The sequence below is a fragment of the Sporosarcina sp. NCCP-2716 genome, from assembly GCF_023707985.1.
In the GTDB taxonomy this organism is placed as follows: Bacteria; Bacillota; Bacilli; order Bacillales_A; family Planococcaceae; genus Sporosarcina.
In genome coordinates, this window is sequence record NZ_BRCF01000003.1 from 217,268 (window position 1) to 235,114 (window position 17,847).

At 53.9% G+C, this 17,847-nt stretch carries 12 protein-coding genes; 4 read left to right on the forward strand and 8 right to left on the reverse strand.

Going from position 1 to position 17,847, the window contains the following annotated elements; genetic code table 11:
- Positions 1 to 441: 441 nt before the first annotated feature.
- From NFU03_RS06800 to NFU03_RS06820, 5 genes are all read right to left on the reverse strand, one after another.
- A complete protein-coding gene (locus NFU03_RS06800; RefSeq protein ID WP_251637268.1) occupies positions 442 to 3,627 on the reverse strand; it encodes a hypothetical protein in 3,186 nt (1,061 codons plus the stop codon).
- A complete protein-coding gene (locus NFU03_RS06805) occupies positions 3,624 to 5,048 on the reverse strand; it encodes a glycosyltransferase family 2 protein (protein ID WP_251637270.1) in 1,425 nt (474 codons plus the stop codon). Before NFU03_RS06805 ends, NFU03_RS06800 begins: the two co-directional genes overlap by 4 nt.
- Complete coding sequence (locus NFU03_RS06810; protein WP_251637272.1) at positions 5,045 to 6,091, reverse strand: HEAT repeat domain-containing protein; 1,047 nt, start codon at positions 6,089 to 6,091, stop codon at positions 5,045 to 5,047. The genes NFU03_RS06805 and NFU03_RS06810 overlap by 4 nt, the downstream gene beginning before the upstream one ends.
- Positions 6,088 to 6,966, reverse strand: a complete 879-nt coding sequence (locus NFU03_RS06815; RefSeq protein ID WP_251637274.1) for a response regulator transcription factor — start codon at positions 6,964 to 6,966, stop codon at positions 6,088 to 6,090. The genes NFU03_RS06810 and NFU03_RS06815 overlap by 4 nt, the downstream gene beginning before the upstream one ends.
- A 199-nt stretch (positions 6,967 to 7,165) precedes the next feature.
- Positions 7,166 to 8,083 (reverse strand): DMT family transporter, encoded by a 918-nt coding sequence (locus tag NFU03_RS06820; protein ID WP_251637276.1) that lies wholly within the window; start codon positions 8,081 to 8,083, stop codon positions 7,166 to 7,168.
- A gap of 190 nt (positions 8,084 to 8,273) precedes the next feature.
- On the opposite strand from NFU03_RS06820, the gene NFU03_RS06825 reads away from it, so the two are divergent.
- Positions 8,274 to 9,644 carry an MDR family MFS transporter gene (locus NFU03_RS06825; RefSeq protein ID WP_251637278.1) on the forward strand — a complete coding sequence of 457 codons (1,371 nt, stop codon included), beginning with the start codon at positions 8,274 to 8,276 and terminating at the stop codon, positions 9,642 to 9,644.
- 60 nt (positions 9,645 to 9,704) lie between these two features.
- On the opposite strand, the gene NFU03_RS06830 is transcribed toward NFU03_RS06825, so the two are convergent.
- A complete protein-coding gene (locus tag NFU03_RS06830) occupies positions 9,705 to 11,828 on the reverse strand; it encodes an ATP-dependent Clp protease ATP-binding subunit (RefSeq protein ID WP_251637280.1) in 2,124 nt (707 codons plus the stop codon).
- Between the two features lie 305 nt (positions 11,829 to 12,133).
- Between NFU03_RS06830 and NFU03_RS06835 the strand changes: the two genes are divergently transcribed.
- The 3 genes from NFU03_RS06835 (at position 12,134) to NFU03_RS06845 (ending at position 14,923) form a co-directional block, all read left to right on the forward strand.
- Complete coding sequence (locus NFU03_RS06835; protein WP_251637282.1) at positions 12,134 to 12,517, forward strand: CidA/LrgA family protein; 384 nt, start codon at positions 12,134 to 12,136, stop codon at positions 12,515 to 12,517.
- Complete coding sequence (locus tag NFU03_RS06840) at positions 12,508 to 13,197, forward strand: LrgB family protein (RefSeq protein ID WP_251637284.1); 690 nt, start codon at positions 12,508 to 12,510, stop codon at positions 13,195 to 13,197. Before NFU03_RS06835 ends, NFU03_RS06840 begins: the two co-directional genes overlap by 10 nt.
- 670 nt (positions 13,198 to 13,867) lie before the next feature.
- The gene (locus NFU03_RS06845) at positions 13,868 to 14,923 is read left to right on the forward strand and encodes a M42 family metallopeptidase (protein WP_251637286.1); all 1,056 of its coding nucleotides are present in this window, start codon (positions 13,868 to 13,870) and stop codon (positions 14,921 to 14,923) included.
- Between the two features lie 57 nt (positions 14,924 to 14,980).
- Here NFU03_RS06845 and NFU03_RS06850 read toward each other — a convergent pair whose 3' ends face one another.
- Together NFU03_RS06850 and NFU03_RS06855 are read right to left on the reverse strand one after the other, a co-directional pair.
- Complete coding sequence (locus tag NFU03_RS06850) at positions 14,981 to 16,261, reverse strand: arsenic transporter (protein WP_285835427.1); 1,281 nt, start codon at positions 16,259 to 16,261, stop codon at positions 14,981 to 14,983.
- A gap of 55 nt (positions 16,262 to 16,316) precedes the next feature.
- Positions 16,317 to 17,756: a SulP family inorganic anion transporter gene (locus tag NFU03_RS06855; RefSeq protein ID WP_251637288.1), complete on the reverse strand. Its 1,440-nt coding sequence runs from the start codon at positions 17,754 to 17,756 to the stop codon at positions 16,317 to 16,319.
- Between the last annotated feature and the right edge of the window lie 91 nt (positions 17,757 to 17,847).

Consider the following 17,847-nt stretch of genomic DNA (forward strand, 5'->3'; position numbering starts at 1 on the left):
GCTTCCAGGCGGTAATAAAATTCATAGATCTGCGGGGCTCTCAGCCAATGGCCCCGTTCTCTGTCCAGATCATTTGAAATAAATCATGTCCTGTTCCAAGCTGTTTTCCTATGCAATTAAAAAAACCGCACTCCTCCCTGTAAAGGGACGAATGCGGTCGTGGTGCCACCCAAGTTCCGCACGCCGGGATTCCGGCATGCGCTTAGACTGATAACGGTCTCCCGAACGTGATTTCGTGCATGGCTGCAGTTCCTCACGTTTGCTCAAAGGTGGTAAATCATCCGGTTCCGTGCAGGGTTTTCAGCCGGCGGCCCTGCTCTCTGTCAGCGGAAATTCTAAATGATTCATGTCCTTATCCTGGCAGTTTTATAAGTGTCTAGCTTTGTTTATGGATTATAGTGATAATATTCCGCAAAGTCAAGGACAAGTTAGAAATACTACTCATTCATCTTCGAACGTCTTCTGCAATATATAATACGACTGCTTCAAACGCTCTTCGTACTGCGGCTGGTCCCAGTTGTCCCATGTGTACCGTTTCTGGCTGCCGACTTTCGTGCCATTGCGTTCCGGGAAGCTGTCGAGAACACTGCCATCACGGCCGACGATCAACGCGCCGATACCGATGTCATCGATTTTCACGCTGGCCCGGTCACCGTCCTTGGCAAGATTGCCGATGAATTCCTTCTGACTCGGATCCCTCGACTGGATGAGGAGCCACGGGATTCTGAGTTCCAGCCGGCCGTCACGGATGGCGAAATCGGTCAGGGAATCATAATCATCTGCTTCCGGGTTGCCGTTCCCTTCCTTCAGCTTGCCTGTCTCATAAGATGAATATGGAATCGTCCGGTTTTCATTCGGGATCAGGTATGGTTTGTTCAGCGCATACTCGATCGGGATGAATTTCCCGGAGTCGTTTTTGCGCTCCACGTCTTCAATGAGCCCCAGTTCCTTCCCGTACAAGTAATGGTAGTAGTCATAATACGGATCGATCAGCAGCCGGGCATCTTTGCCGTCCAGCTTGGCGGTAAACTCGAGTCCGTCACTGAATTCAGCACCTGTTATGCCGTCGATCGTTGAATTGCCCTGTCCCGGCACCGTGTCGAGCGTGATGACCGGATAAGCGCCGTCCTTCAAGCCGTCCATGTCGAGCCGGACGTACAGATAGCGTTCGTCGTGGTCGACACACAGTTTGTTCATGTTGCCACTGTCCTTTTCATAGAGCGGTTTAGCTTCCCAGTCATCCGTCTCGCCATCGACTTTAATTTTAAGACGGTCGAAGCTGAGCAGACCGAACTGCTGCTCATTTGTCTGGGCGTTGGACCAGAACGGTCGGCGGTTCGGATCATCGTAATCCATCGTGTTCCACGTCCGCTTGAACCATTCATCCTGCCACGTGAACACGAGTCCGCCCATCATCCCTTCGTGCAGGATATCTTCGTACAGACGGGTCAGGACGTCACCCTGCTGTTTCTCGGACATGAAGCCCTGGTTCCAGCCGAACGGATTCTCGTGCGTCTTGCCTCGGGAGGCCGGGATGCCGAACTCCGCGATCAGCACCGGGAGCCGGTGAGCGGCGTGCAGGTCCTTCAGATAAGCGGCGTAGTTGTTCTTATCGCCGCGGAAATCAATGAATTCCCGGTATCTCTTTTCATAGTTCAGGAAATCGGGATAGTACGGATACACGTGATACGACGCGAACTGGCCCGCTTTCTCCATCTCCCCTTTGACATAGATCTTGTTCGGATCGACCGACACGAGGTCTTTGGAATCCGAAGAGTCTGCCGGGTGATCCAGAAGGTCCGTCGTCACCCAGTTAGTGAAGCTCATCGGACGGATGGCACGGTAGTTCTCGACTTCGTGCTTTACGAGGTAATCCATCTGTTCAGCGAGCCAATATTCGAACGGCTCCGCCTGTTCCGTCTTGAAATAGGTGCCGTCATATTCTCCGATGCCGGTATGCTTTTCGTTCGTCCCTTCCACCATTAACGGATACCATTCGACGCCGATCATCCAGGCGCTCACCCACCTCGAAATATCCGCGTCGTACACACCGGACGCATGCCCGGGACGCTCCTCCACATCCGCGTTGCCGTGGACAACGTCGACGAGACGGGTCATTTCGTCACGGAAGTCCTGAAGATTGCCCTTCTCGAAAGCGTCCAGTGATTCCACTAATTTCTCTTCGTTGATCCACACACCATGCATGACATGGATCGGCTGGTCATGTGATTCGTTGTACGACTTCAGTGCCCGGTAGAATGCTGGCGGATGGAGCGTATAGACACGGATCGTGTTGGCGTTCATATCCCCGATCGCTTCGAACCAGCGGTAATATTCGCCTTCGGTGATGGCCGCTTCACCCGGGAAGACGCCGGGTTTCCCCATACCGATATTGACACCTTTCACGGTGATCGGCTTCCAGTTGCCGTTGTCGAGCACTTCCATCTTATCGCCCGAGATGCGTGCCTGCAGATCAAGGTCGCCTGCCGGGGCGGCGGCTTCCTGTTTCTCTTCCTGCTTGCCGAAACCGCCAAGCGCACCGGCCATCATCGGGACATATGCCGACCAGTAGAACGACTGGTCCGAGAAAGCGTACAGCCCTTTGTACAGTTGCGGCAGCCCTTCCATCTGGTACACTTTCGGCACGGACGGCACGTCGTTATAATCGCCTGCGAAATAAAGGCTCTCCGCTGCACCTTCGATTTTCTGAACGACGGCGGCAAACTCGGAAGGGATCCCTTCCTCGGCAAGCAGCCGTCTGCCGTCCTCAGTGAGCGACCAGTCATAGTCGGCCAGCACTTCTGCACCGGGCCGCGGCGTGATGATATCGAACCAATACGAATAATCGTGGGATCCTTGCGTTTTCAGACGTCTTTCCCCTTGTTTCGTGAGCGTCATCTGAACACTGCCTTCCTTGACGTGCTTGCCGTCTTCGAGGACGAGGTACGAACCGTCGAGATCATTGACAAGGAGGAACCCGCCTCCTGAATACATCCATTCCTTGCTGTGCTCATCCACGATCCACTGCGGGATTTCCTTGTTTTTATTAACGTCAAGTTCTTCGAAATAGCGTGCCGTCCAGCCCTGCCATTCAACGCCGAGATGCTTCGTCACCTGTTTCCGGACCTCATCGGTTGTTGGCGAAGCGAACGTATTATACTCGGCAATGAGCAGGGATGGTTCTTTCGCTGAAGTGCGTTTTTCAATGGCATTCCATTCCGCTTCGCTCAGCCCGCCATAGATTGCCGCGGATCTTGCACCGCTCCGATCGCTATCATCTTTTGACACGTCATCTTCGAACACGCCATATGTGTCGGCGATGTAGATGACATCGGTTCCTTCATAGCTTTCAGGCAGCGGGCGCACGTCCGGCTTGCCCTTCCCTTTTTCCGGCGGGATAACGCCGTAATAGTCGTGTTTTTCGCGATACGGTTTACCGTCAGCCGTCTTCACTTTCAAATAATTGAGCAGCCACGTCATGCCGAGATGCTCCCGGTATGTGTCGTCCGACACCGTCTTGTCGATGACTGCAATGGACAGTTCCTTTTCCGGTTTCACCGTCCAAATGACAAATGGCAGCAGAAGAAGGAGCAGCAGTACTGCTGCGATAATATACAATTTTTTCATTTGCCCGCTCCTTTCGTTCCGGTAGCGCCGACCCGCTCCATATCGCCCCACGAGGAAATGCGGAATAGTGAGCGGATCAGGCCTTCTACACGCCAGATGAGGGTCAGCGGACGGTACCAGACAACTTCAGTCAGCGTCAGCGCCATCATCCGGAAGACATCGCGGATTTTCGGAAATGTGCCGAGACTCCAGGACTCGAGCAATACGGCTCCCATTGAAAACACGGTGCCATACAGGACGAGCAGCAGCATGAGCGCAACCGAGTATTCATAATAGATACCGCCCATGAAGAAAGCAGCGATGACATAGACATAACCGGCCAGTTCAATAATGGGTCCGAGACATTCGATCAGCCAGAAGTAAGGGACGGAGATCATGCCGACCGCGCCGTATTTCGGGTTGAACGCCATCTTCCGGTGCGCCCACAGACTCTCAAGGAGCCCCTGATGCCAGCGGCGGCGCTGTTTGCGGAGCACCGACATCGTCTGCGGAGCTTCTGTCCAGCAGACGGGGTCCGCTACAAACTCGATACGTCCGCCGAGCTTCTCCTCCTTCAGCAGCCGCTGGAGTTTGACGACCATTTCCATATCTTCGCCGATTGTCGTCGTGTTGTAACCACCTGCCCGGATGACCGGTTTTTTCGAGAATACGCTGAATGCGCCGGAGATGATAAGGACGAGGTTATATCTGCTCAGGGCAATCCGGCCCATGAGGAATGCGCGCAAATACTCGACGATCTGCATGACGACGAATGGCCGGCCGGACAGTTTGACGGACGAGACGGCCCCATACTCGACATCCATACCATTGACGATACGGACGTTCCCGCCTGCAGCTATCACTTTGCCGTCCGACATGATAATCGGTTTCATGACCCGCAGCAGCGATTTTTCATCCAAAATCGAATCCCCGTCGATCGTGCAGAAATACGAGTACTTCGCGAAGTTGATGCCGACATTGAGGGCATCGCCTTTCCCGCCGTTCTCCTTCCGGATGAGCCAGAGATTCGGGTGGATCCTCGACCGGTAGATCTCTTTCACTGCTTTTGTTGCAAGCTGCAGATCAGCAGGTTTATCAGCCTTCTCCATATCGAACTGGCTGATGACAACATCGGCCGTGCCGTCTTTGGATCCGTCGTCGATGACGAGCAGTTCCGTCTGCGGATAGTCGAGATTGAGCAGGGAGTGGACGGTTGCGATGACGCCGGTCTCTTCATTGTAAGCCGGCACGAGGATCGAGACAGGTTTTGACAGGAATGCGTCTACAAACCGCTCATCGAGTTCCCTGCGGTCCAGGCTCCTTTCCTTGCGGAGTGTCCAGAATGCAAGGACGAACATGATCGAGTACGACAAAATGACCGCCGCAATATACACGAAGATGACGACCGTGAATGCCTGCATGGCTATATGGATAATTTTCATCGGTGATCCCCCCTTTCCCGCTCTGCCTCTTCTGTCTGCGGCGCGGTTTTGGATTCAGCGGCTGCCGCGGACTGGGCCTGCACTGTTTCTATCGATTCGGCTGGTATTCCGCTATACTGCCTAGCCTCTTCCCGCACGAGGAACATGCTGTCCTCCGTAAAATACGGTAGGAACCGGAGCACTGTATCGTGCGGCATCCATTTCAGCATCCTGACAGCCTGGTAGCGTTCCTGCCAGACATCCGACCTGGCAGCCGCTTCGTATAGTTCGGGTGGCGGCACGATGGCAAGTGAGTTGAACGCACGCAACACGCGGATCCGCAGCTCGCTGTCCGGACTGCTGATCAGCCGCTCCAGCAAGTCTTTTCTCGTGACGTCCGCCTTCATCCCGATCACATCGATGAGCGCGTACCGGACGGAAGGTTCCAATTCATCTGCAAGGCGGATCGTCTCTTCAAAAAGCTTATCGGGCATGGTGAAGAGGAGTTCCTTCGCATTGTTGGAAGAAAGCGAGGCCAGATCCGCCAGATGCTCCTGAAGGAACGTCTCCGGCCTGAATTTCATGGCAATGAGCAGCAGCAAGAAAGACTCCTCTTCGCTGACACGCCGCTTTGCCATTTTGCGGCATTCCGGAAGAAGACTGTCTACGCCGAAATCATGGATGCGGTACAGCGCATTCATGCGCTTGCCCCAGTTGCGCCCTCTCAGCTTACGCCGGTAGAATCCGGCAAGGTGGCGGTTTGAGAAACCGCTGATCCTCTCCTCGATGCCGTCTCCCTTGACGTTATGGACGAGCGTGCGTAACAGCTCTTCTACGGCTGCTAGTTCAGCTTCATTCTTCGGGATGAGCGTTTCTTCGCTGGTAGTCCCCTTGCGCAGATACTCATACCAAGATGTCCGGTTTGTCTCCAAATATGCGGAGGCCTGTAATGCGCGCCGGTTTTCACGATGCCGGGCGATCACCATATAGACACTGAATACGAACAGAGCGGCAATGAGACCGGCGATCAGGATGGCAATCGACTCAATCGGCACGGCGGTCATGACCATAACCCCGCCAAAAGCCGCTGGATCTGCGCTTCAAAAAGCCTCAGGTTGAACGGTTTCACCAAATAACCGTCCGTTCCGCTTTCATAGGCATAGATCATATCCTCTTCGGAATTACGCCGTGTCATCATGAGTACCGTGAATTTCTCTTCATTCGGCATCTCCCTCAGCTCATGCAGGACGTCAAGCCCGTTCTTCTTCGGCAGCACATCACTCATGACGACCAGATGAGGATGATAGGAATCCGTCCATCCAGACCGCATGAGTGCCAGGCCGTCTTCGAACGTACGGATCTGCAGGTCGACACCCGGGACGGTGATCCGTGATATGGACATTTCCAACAGGTCACGGAACAGGCGGTCCCCGTCCAGGATGCTGACTTTCACTTCCACGACAGGGCGCTCGAGCGGTGATTCAGCCATCGCCACCTGGATGCCATATCGTCCGCCATCCGGATTCCCTTCTTTGTCCATCACCGATCTGCAGATGGCAAGTGCCCGGTCCGCAGTAAGGTCAGGGTGGTAAACTTCGAGGACAGCTGCCTGGAAGGAACCTTCCGCTGTGTCCGGTGCGAAACACGGACAGCTGTTCTGCACCCGCTTCAAGAACCCGGCCGCTTCTTCCTGGCCGCTGTGAGGCAGCAGGAGGCCTATCTCTTCGGAGAAATCCGTCTTGAACAGAACATCCTTCTCCCGGACGATCTCTCTCAGTTTCTCGTTCACCTGCAGTGCCACGTCACTCCGGCCGGTCTCTTCCCGCAGCAAAACGAGCGACATCGTCCTGCGGTCGCGCAGCACATTCGCTCTCAGTAAGTTGAACACATAGTCGAAAAACCCGCCTTCCAGCACTTCAGAAAACTCGGTGTCAGCCATTCCTATAACCCCCTGGTCAATATTCCGATGAACGATTTCAAATGTTATCACCCTATACCCTATTTCTCGGAAACTATAGAATATCAGTATATTCATTTCCTTTCTATCCTGATTTCCGTCCCGGTTGTGTCCATTCCGAGTCGGAAATAGTACGCAAAAAAGCCGCCCATCCGATTAGCAGATGAGCAGCTTCGTGACGTTATGACTGTATAACTTGTTCATGAGGCAAAAGTTTCCGCCTCTGCCAGGCGACAAGCACAGCGGAAAACAGCACAAGAGCGATGCCCGCCGACTGCCAGATGTCCAGCCGGTCGCCGAGTAGCAGAACGCCTGCAAGCACTGCGACAATCGGCTCGATTGTTGAGAGGATCGACGCCTTCCCCGCTTCCAGATGTGCGAGGCCTGAGGTATACAAATTATAGGCAGCAACTGTCGATACGAGCGACAGCAGCAGTGCGGCCACCCACACGTCCCGATGCTGGAATCGCCCGACATCTGCGAACAGTCCGCTCGTCGGCACCGTGAACAGGCACATGTAGAAAAACGTATACGTTGTGATCGTCAGTGCGGAATAGCGCTGCGTGACCGGTTTCGTGAACATCGTGTACAGCGCGTAACAGAACCCCGACAAGATGCCGAGCGCAAGCGTCACGCCGCTGACGCTCCCCGCGCCGGACGGCAGCAGGCCGACGACGAGTCCGCAGCCTGCTATCGCACAGAGCAACGCCAGTCCTTTCCTGGCGGTAAGCGGTTCCTTGAAGAACACCCGGGACAGCAGTGTCACGAACAGCGGTCCTGTATAGAGAAGTGTTACGGCAAGTGAAAGGCTTGAGCGCGCAAACACTTCGAAATAAAAGTAATTGAACAGTGCAAGGCTGAAGACTCCGGCGCATGCAAAGAAAATCTGGTCCTTCCACCGTGTGCGCAGCTGGTCTCTGAAAAACACGACCATGAACAGCGCAAGCAATCCAAAACTGATGATCGCCCGGATGGCGACTACATCCCACGCGGAAAACCCGCGGTCATACAGCGGGGCGATGAACAGGCCGATCAGCCCCCAGCAGACGGCCCCTCCGATCGTCACTGCATAGATGCGCATACCCGATTGTGTTTTCATGTCCTCTCCCCCAACTTCCGACTGATATAATAGATGAATGCTCCTATAAGTATACGACATACCGGGAAGGGGCGGCATATGATTTCCACACAATTCTGTTTGATGCAGATTGGCCGCTGCTGGTGTACACTGAATAGTACGTATTTTGCTGGACAGGTATTTCATCAGAGTAACAGGAAGGAGCACTATTGTGGAGAAAGTGACAAAGCAGAAGCCGGTTGTGGCTGCGCTGCTCATAGCGACATTCCTGACGGCCATCGAAGGGACGATCGTCAGTACAGCGATGCCGAAGATCGTGGAGGATCTCGGCGGCAGCCATCTATATACATGGGTCATCTCCATCTACTTGCTGGCGCTCGTCATCTCGACGCCTATTTTCGGGAAGCTGGCGGATCTGTACGGCCGCAAGCCGATGTTTACGATTGGCGCGATTATTTTCTTGGTCGGCTCCGTCCTGTCGGGTACTTCCATGACGATGCAGCATCTGATCATCTGCCGAGCCATCCAGGGACTCGGTGCCGGTGCGCTTGCGACGATTCCGTTCACGATCATCGGCGACGTCTTCGAATTCAAGATGCGGGCGAAGATGCAGGGGCTGATCAGCAGCGTGTGGGGCATCGCCGGCATCGTCGGCCCGCTCGCGGGAGGCGTCATCGTCGACCAGATCACCTGGCACTGGATCTTCTACCTGAACCTGCCGTTCGGCATCGCAGCACTCGTCCTGTTATGGACGTCGCTACATGAGACGGTCGAAAAGAAGAAGCATACGATAGACTATGCGGGTATTTTGACGTTTGCCCTCACAATGACGGCCTTCTTGTTCGCCTTGAACCAAGTGAAGGAGACGGGGAATCTGTCCCCCGGTCTGATCGGCCGGTTCACAGCCGCTGCGGCCGGGCTCGCACTGTTTTTCTGGATCGAAGCGAAAAGCAAGGAGCCGATGCTTCCGCTGTCGCTGTTCAAAAATCCGTTCATCGCGATTTCGAACGGGGCCGGGTTCCTGCTCGGGTTCATCCTCGTGACGGTGACCTTCTACATACCGCTCTGGGTCCAGGGGGTGACCGGGCTGAACGCGACGTCTTCAGGGATCGCCATGCTGCCGATGTCCGTCACATGGCCGATCGCCTCGATGCTGTCCGGGCGCTGGATGAGCAGGCGGCCGATTTCCCAAATCACGATGCTCGGGGTCGGCATCATCATCGCCGCGACTCTCAGTTTTACGTTTTTCGATGAACAGACGACCATTCCGCGGATCATGGTCAACACAGCGGTCGCCGGACTCGGATTCGGGCTGACGTTCACCGCTTTCACGGTCGCCGTCCAGTCGTCCGTCGGATGGAATGTCCGAGGTGCCGCAATGGGCTCCCACAATCTGCTGAAAAGTCTCGGACAAGTCATCGGCATCTCCGTTTCCGGCCTGCTGCTGTCAGAACAGCTCCAGGGTCCCGCGCTGCAGCACAGCCTGCACGGCGTCTATATCCTTGTCTCCGTTCTCGCAGTTTGTGCATTCGGCGTGACGGCGTTCCTGCTGAAGCAGAATGAAACCTTTTCGAAGGAATGAATTAATGGCACACAAAAAGGCCGGGGACTGGTATCCCCGGCCTTTTGCCGTTTCCGTTCATCACACACGGGTGACTGTTATACCGTCAGCGTCCATGCCGACACGGACGGCTTCCACTTCGTCTTCTTCCAGAAGAAGATCGGTCAATTGATCTTCGATTTTATCCTGGATGACGCGGCGGAGCGGACGTGCCCCGAACCGTTTGTCGTATCCGAGTGAAACGAGTGCCTGTTTAGCCTCATCTGTGATTTCGATCTCGATGTGGTGTTCCTCGATTGCTTCTTGCAGATCGGCCAGCATCAGGTCGACGATTTCGAGCAGATTCTCTTCGCTCAGTTCGTTGAATGGCACGATAGCGTCGAACCGGTTCAGGAATTCAGGCTTGAAATAGTCGCCGAGCATGTCAAGCGTCACAACGGACTCATGCTCTGTCTTGTTGAAACCGACACCTGATTTCTTCGCCATGCCTGTTCCCGCATTGCTCGTCATGATGATGACGGTGTCTTTGAAGCTGACAGTCCGTCCATGCGAGTCGGTGAGCCGTCCGTCTTCCATGATCTGGAGGAACATGTTCTGCACGTCAGGGTGAGCCTTCTCGATTTCGTCCAGCAGCACGATCGAATACGGATTGCGGCGGATCTGTTCGGTCAGCTGCCCCGCTTCTTCGTGGCCGACATATCCAGGAGGCGAACCGATCAGTTTGGACACCGCATGTTTCTCCATGTACTCGCTCATGTCGAGACGGATGAAGGCATCACGCGTACCGAACAGTTCTTCAGCCAGCACTTTCGTCAATTCCGTCTTCCCGACGCCTGTCGGTCCGACGAACAGGAACGAACCGATCGGCCGTTCTTTCGATTTCAGTCCGGCACGGCTGCGGCGGATCGCTTTAGCGATCTTGTCGACCGCTTCCGTCTGCCCGACCACTTTGCTGCCGAGACTGCCGGCAAGGCCTTTCATCTTCGCCTGTTCAGCTGCCTGAAGTTTCGTGACAGGAATCCCCGTCTTCTCTTCGACAATCCGCTCGATGTCAGCTACCGTCACGACGATTTCCGGCTTGCTGCCTGCGTTTGACGCAGCGGCGAGTTTCTCCTGCAGGCTCATTTCTTCCGTGCGCAGGGCAGCGGCAGTTTCATAATCTTCCTGCTCAGCAGCCTGTCCTTTCAGGAAAACCACTTCCTCCAGCCGGGCAGTGAGCGCCGCCGTATCGGCCGGCTCATGCTCAAGATTCAGCCGGGCGCCGACTTCGTCCATCAGGTCAATCGCTTTATCCGGCAGATAGCGGTCTTGGATGTACCGCTCGGACAACGTGACGAAAGCTTGGATTGCTTCACTTGGATAGCTCACTTCATGGAACTGTTCATAACGGTCTTTGATGCCGTTAAGGATTTTGACAGCGTCTTCGGAAGACGGCTCCTTGACTAGAATCGGCTGGAATCGCCGTTCAAGTGCGGCATCCTTCTCGATTTGGCGGTATTCCTTCAAGGTAGTCGCACCGATAAGCTGCATCGCTCCGCGGGCAAGTGCCGGTTTTAGAATATTTCCGGCGTCCATCTTCGAACCTTCCGAAGTACCTGCGCCGACGAGCAGGTGTATTTCATCGACAAACAGCAGGACATCTTCGCGCGATTCCAGCTCGCCGATCAGTTCTTTCATCCGCTCTTCGAACTGGCCGCGGATCCCTGTGTTGCTGACGAGGGATGCGACGTCAAGTACATACACTTGTTTGTTCAGCAGTTTTGCCGGTACGTCCCCTTCGTGGATCTTGCGCGCAAGCCCTTCAGCGATCGCCGTTTTCCCGACCCCCGGCTCCCCGATGAGGACAGGATTGTTTTTGTTGCGGCGGTTCAATGTTTCGATGACACGTTTCAGTTCCTGATCACGTCCGATGACCGGATCGATCTCTCCGTTTTTCGCTTCATCGGATAAGTTACGTCCAAGTTCATCCAGCAGACCGGGCTGCTGCTGTTCCGGCTCCCGCACTTGCGTATGCGCCTGTTTTCCGCCGTTCGCCTGGAAAAAGCCGCCTGCATTATTCGCAAATGACGGCATGCTTCCCGCAGTCATCTGCCCTCTCAGTTCCCGGAAACACGACTGGCACAAATTCATCTGAGCAGCCTGATTGTTCACTTGCAGGCGCAGGCTCATCGTTGCTTCGTTCTGTCCGCAATGTTGACATTTCATAAGTTGGTTCCTCCTTTATATAGTTCATCGGTTTTATTATTGACTTTAACTATCTTTGACCTTTAACTTCAGTATACGCTGATCTTCTTTGACTTTCAAGAAGTCTGCTCGTATGGCGGGGATGTCTGACCTTCCCTCACCTATACTTATTATATACTGACCTACTTTGACTTTCAAGAAAGATGCTTGCGTTTTCTGAAGACGGGAGACTGAAAACAATGTCTTTTGCGCTGCTCCCCGACTGTTCTTATAATAAAGGAAGCGTTCCGTTTATGCAGTATGTCAACAAGGAAAGGATTTTTATCATGATATATGTCGTTCGGCTTCTTCAAATAGCACTTCTATATTTATTTTATCTGATCGGCGGCTGGCTGCAGGAGGCGCTCCATCTGCCATTGTCCGGAAGCATTGTCGGCCTGCTGCTCATGCTGACGGCTTTGTGGACAGGTGTCCTGAAGCTGTCGTGGGTCGAACTCGGCGCACATTCGATGCTGTCCGTTCTGCCGATCTTCTTCATACCTGCGACGGTTGCCGTCATGAAATACGGCCACTTTTTCGCCGGTAAAGGGAGCCTGCTCATCCCCATCACGATCGCGAGCACCGTGCTGACGATGGCTGCAGCCAGTGCCGCGAGTGTCGCTGCTGCGAAGCGCAACGACAGGCGGAAGGAGGAATCGGAATGCAGCTGATAGGATTGGCACTGCTGTTCATCGTCCTGACGGTGGCTGTGTACTTTGCGATGGACGTGCTGTACGTGCGTTTCCATTACCCCTTTTTCGTGCCGATCATTACGACGACGGTGCTCCTGATCGTTCTTCTGGTTACGTTTAATATCCCTTACGAAACGTATATGATCGGTGGGCAGTGGATCGACAAACTGCTCGGGCCGGCGGTGGTGTCGCTCGCTATCCCGCTGTACAAACAGCGCGGGCTGCTGCGTCGTCATGCATTTCCGATCGCCGCTGGTGTGCTCGCCGGCGGAGTGACCGGCATGGTGAGCGGTGTGCTGTTCGCGAGACTTGCCGGTTTCCCGAAGGAACTGGTGCTCTCGCTGCTGCCGAAATCGATCACCACGCCGATCGCCATGCAGATTGCCGGCCAAGTCGGCGGCGTCCCGGCGCTCGCCGCCGTCTTCGTCATCATCGCCGGCATATCCGGCGTCCTGATCAGCAACTTCCTGCTCCGGGCACTCCGCCTCGACAGCCCTCTCGGCCGCGGCATCGGCCTCGGCGCTGCGACACACGCGATCGGGACATCGAAAGCGATCGAGCACGGCGAACAGGAAGCCTTACTCAGTTCAGTGGCGATGACGCTGTCTGCGATTGTCGGTTCGCTGCTCGGCCCGGTCGTCGCGTGGCTTTTTTACTGATAAGGCGTGCCGATGTGGAGCAGGAAGCGGATTAAGGCGGTTGTGCCAGGCTAATTTGACTGCAGCAAGCGGTTTTACGGCTGCGCGGGCAGTTAAGCGATGCTTATATGACCGTTGCGCACGATTTCCTGGCTGGACGGGCAGTTAAGACACCTTTATTTGACCGTTGCGCACGATTTACCGGCTGTTCGGGCAGTTAAGACACCTTTATTTGACCCTTACGCACGATTTCCTGGCTGTACGGGCAGTTAAGGCACCTTTATTTGACCGCTAGACACGATTTCGCGGCTGGACGGGCAGTTAAGGCACCTTTATCTGACCGATAGATGCGGTTTCCCTGCTGGACGGGCAGTTAAGTCACCTTTATCTGACCGTTGCGCATGATCTCCCGGCCGCATGGGCAGTTAAGTCACCTTTATTTGACCGTTGCGCACGATTTACCGGCTGTTCGGGCAGTTAAGACACCTTTTCTTGACCCTTACGCACGATTTTCTGGCTGCTCGGGCAGTTAAGACACCTTTATTTGACAGCTAAACACGATTTCCATGCCGCACGGGCAGTTAAGCGCATGTAATCCAGTCGAAAAGAAAATAATTTCGGCATTCGAAGTTGTGCGACAACAGAGAACGCGCTAGACTGGAAGAGGAGTAATCATAGGAGGCGAACACTCATGACCTATCAGCCCGACACAGCAAAAACGAAAGAACTCATCCGGCAGCTCGTCTCGATTCCGAGCCCGTCCGGATTCACAGATGACGTGATCTCGTTCGTAGAAGACTATCTGAAACCAAGCAATGCAGAGATGAGACGTAACCGGAAAGGCGGCCTGATCGTGACGCTGCCCGGCGAAAATCCAGACAAGCACCGGATGCTGACAGCTCATGTCGACACGCTCGGCGCGATGGTGAAGGAAGTGAAATCGAACGGCCGGCTGCGTCTCGACCTCATCGGCGGCTATCATTTCAATTCGATTGAAGGCGAATATTGTACGATCCATACGGCGTCCGGCGAAACGTTCACCGGCACGATCCTTATGCACCAGACCTCCGTCCACGTCTACCGCAATGCCGGGACGGCTGACCGCAACCAGGTCAACATGGAAGTGCGGATTGACGCGAAAGCTAAAAATGCAGATGACGTACGGGCGCTCGGTATCGAAGTCGGCGATTTCGTATCGCTCGACCCGCGTGTGGAGCTGTGCGACAACGGATTCATCAAATCCCGCCACCTCGATGACAAAGCGAGCGTAGCGATTTTGCTGCAGCTTATCGGAGAGATCCAGGCAGAAAAGATAACCTTGCCGTACACGACCCATTTCCTCATCTCGAACAACGAGGAGATCGGCTATGGCGGCAACTCGAACATCCCACCGGAGACGGTCGAATACTTGGCAGTCGATATGGGGGCGATGGGCGACGGTCAGTCCACTGATGAATTCACGGTCTCTATCTGTGTGAAGGACGCGAGCGGCCCGTATCACCTCGGTTTGCGGAATGCTTTGGTCCAGCTTTCGAAAGAGCACAGCATCCCGTACCAGCTCGATATTTATCCGTATTACGGATCGGACGCTTCTGCGGCGATAAAAGCCGGACATGATATCGTCCACGGCCTGATCGGCCCGGGAATCGACTCGTCGCATGCATTTGAGCGGACACACGAGGATTCCTTGAAATGCACGCTTCAGCTGCTGTATCATTACGTACAATCAAATATGGTAGAGATTTAAAAAAACAGTGCCTGTGCAGCAAACATTTACGATTGTTTGCTGCACAGGCACCTTCTTTTATAACACCAAATATAGGCCGACAAGGGTAACGAAGAGGATCGGGAGAGTCAAGACTATTCCGGTCTTGAAATACGTGCCCCATGAGATCCGGATCCCTTTCTGATTCAGTACATGCAGCCAGACGAGTGTAGCAAGGGAGCCGATCGGCGTAATCTTCGGACCGAGATCGGAGCCGATGACGTTGGCGTAAATGAGGGCGTCGCGCATCGTTCCGGTCGTCCCCGTCTCGGCAATTGCAAGAGCATTCACCATGACTGTTGGCAAGTTATTCATAACCGACGACAGCAGAGCGGCAAGGAACCCCATGGAGACCGTAGCCAAAAACAATCCCTGGCCAGCCGTCCATTCAATAACAGCTGCCAGGCCTTCCGTTAGGCCGGCGTTCCCCAGCCCGTAGACGACAACATACATCCCGACAGAGAAAAACACAATACTCCACGGGGCGCTCTTAACAATCTCTGCCGTCCCGACTGAAGGGCTTCTCCGCGCTATCGCTAAAAACAACAGAGCGATGGCACCGGCAATAAACGAAACCGGAACAGCAGTCCATTCACTCGTGAAATAACCGAGCACCAATACGATCAGTACACCCCAGGACAGCTTGAACAGCTTTCGATCCTTAATAGCCGTCTCTGGCTCAACCAGCTTGTCAACATCATATGTTTGCGGGATGGATTTCCGAAAATAGAGCAGCAGCACCGACACGGTAGCGGCCAGCGAGAATAGATTCGGTATGATCATATGTACAGCATATTCAACAAATCCGATACCGAAGAAATCGGCGGAAACGATATTGACTAAGTTGCTGATGACAAACGGCAGACTTGTCGTATCCGCGATGAATCCGCTTGCCATGATGAACGGGAAAATCATCACTTCCGAGAACTTTAAATTCCGCACCATCGCGAGGACAATCGGCGTAAGAATCAGCGCAGCCCCGTCGTTTGCAAACAATGCCGCCACGACGGCACCGAGCAGGCTGACATAGACGAACATCCTGCGGCCGCTCCCTTTTGCCAGCCGCGCCATATGAAGTGCAGCCCATTCGAATAAGCCGATTTCATCCAGAACGAGGGAAATGAGGATGATGGCAACGAAAGTGATCGTAGCATTCCAGGTGATGCCGATCACGGCAGTGACATCTCCCCAATCGACCACCCCTGCCAGCAGCGCAATCAGCGCTCCGATACAGGCCGACCACCCTATATTCAGCCCTTTCGGCTGCCATATGACGAAAAGCAGCGTAACAATAAAAATACAACTAGCGATGACCAGCATGCAGTCGCCTCCTTCCCTTGTTTCAGCGTGTACAGTTCTACGGTCGCTTTTTCACTCACTCTGCGGTGACCGTCAGACTCTTCATCAGTTGTTCGCTCGGTAAATCGAGTCCTCTGACCGTCACGTTATTGCTGTGCGATTTAAAGTTCAGGACAGCTTTATCAACTGCTCCTACCGCCGAATCGTCCCAAATGCGGGAACTGGAAAAATCGAGGATCACCTCTTTGCCGCTGATTGTAAAGTCCAGAACTGACAAGAAACGATCCGCAGAAGCAAAAAACAGCTGCCCGTCCACTTCAAACAAATGCGCGTTGCCTTCCATCCCCTGCCTAACGTCGATTTTTGATATTTTGGCGGCGAAAAAGATTGCACTCAGAATTACCCCGGCAATCACGCCTTTCGACAGATCATGTGTCCATACGACAATAATGACTGTAATCAGCATGACTGCGGCATCCGATCTTGGTGCTTTCCTTAGGTAAGAGAACGACGCCCAATCGAAGGTACCGATGCATACCATGATCATGATGCCTGCCAGCACCGCCATTGGAATCCGGACAACCACGTCGCCGAGAACAATGATCAGAAACATGAGGAACAATCCAGCTGTCAGCGTCGACAATCTGCCGCGTCCGCCGGATCTGACGTTGATAACGGACTGGCCGATCATCGCACAGCCAGCCATACCCCCGAAGAATCCAGTGACGATATTGGCAATCCCCTGTCCTCTCGCCTCTCTATTTTTATCGCTCCCGGTATCCGTCATATCATCTACAATAGATGAAGTCAGCAGCGTTTCGAGCAGACCGACTACCGCCATGGCGAGTGAATAAGGAAAGACGATAACGAGCGTTTCAAACGTAAAAGGCACACGGGGAATGAAAAATTCGGGGAATGAACGTGTTATCTTCCCCATATCTCCGACCGTGCGCAAATCGAAGTTTGCGAAAAGAGCGATTGCTGTCAGCGCGACAATTGCAATCAGCGGTGCAGGTATCGTCTTCACGTACCGCGGCACAATGAAAACAATAAGCAGTGTGACTGCGGCGAATATGTATGTTTCAGCGGAAGCCCCTAAAAAGTGCGGCATCTGTGCCATGAATATGAGGATCGCCAAAGCGTTGACAAATCCCATCATAACAGCCCTCGGGACGAATTTCATTACTCTTGCTATTTTGCACACACCGAACACGATTTGGATAACGCCGGTCAACAGCGTCGCTGCCAATAAGTAATCGTGACCGTATTCGCGCACTAGCGGCACCATCAGCAGAGCCATCGCTCCGGTAGCGGCAGATATCATTCCCGGCCTGCCGCCAACAATAGCGATAGTTACCGCTATACAGAACGATGCGTACAGACCCACCATAGGATCGACACCCGCAATGATCGAAAATGCGATCGCTTCCGGGATAAGGGCGAGCGCCACTACTATTCCTGCCAAAAGGTCTCCCCGTATATTGGAAAACCACTCTTGTTTCAATTCATTTTTCAAGTGAAATTACTCCTCTGCCTTTCAAATTTCAGAAATCTCTTCATCCTGAAAACCGGCTCATGCCAGAATAGAATTATCTTATCATTTTATG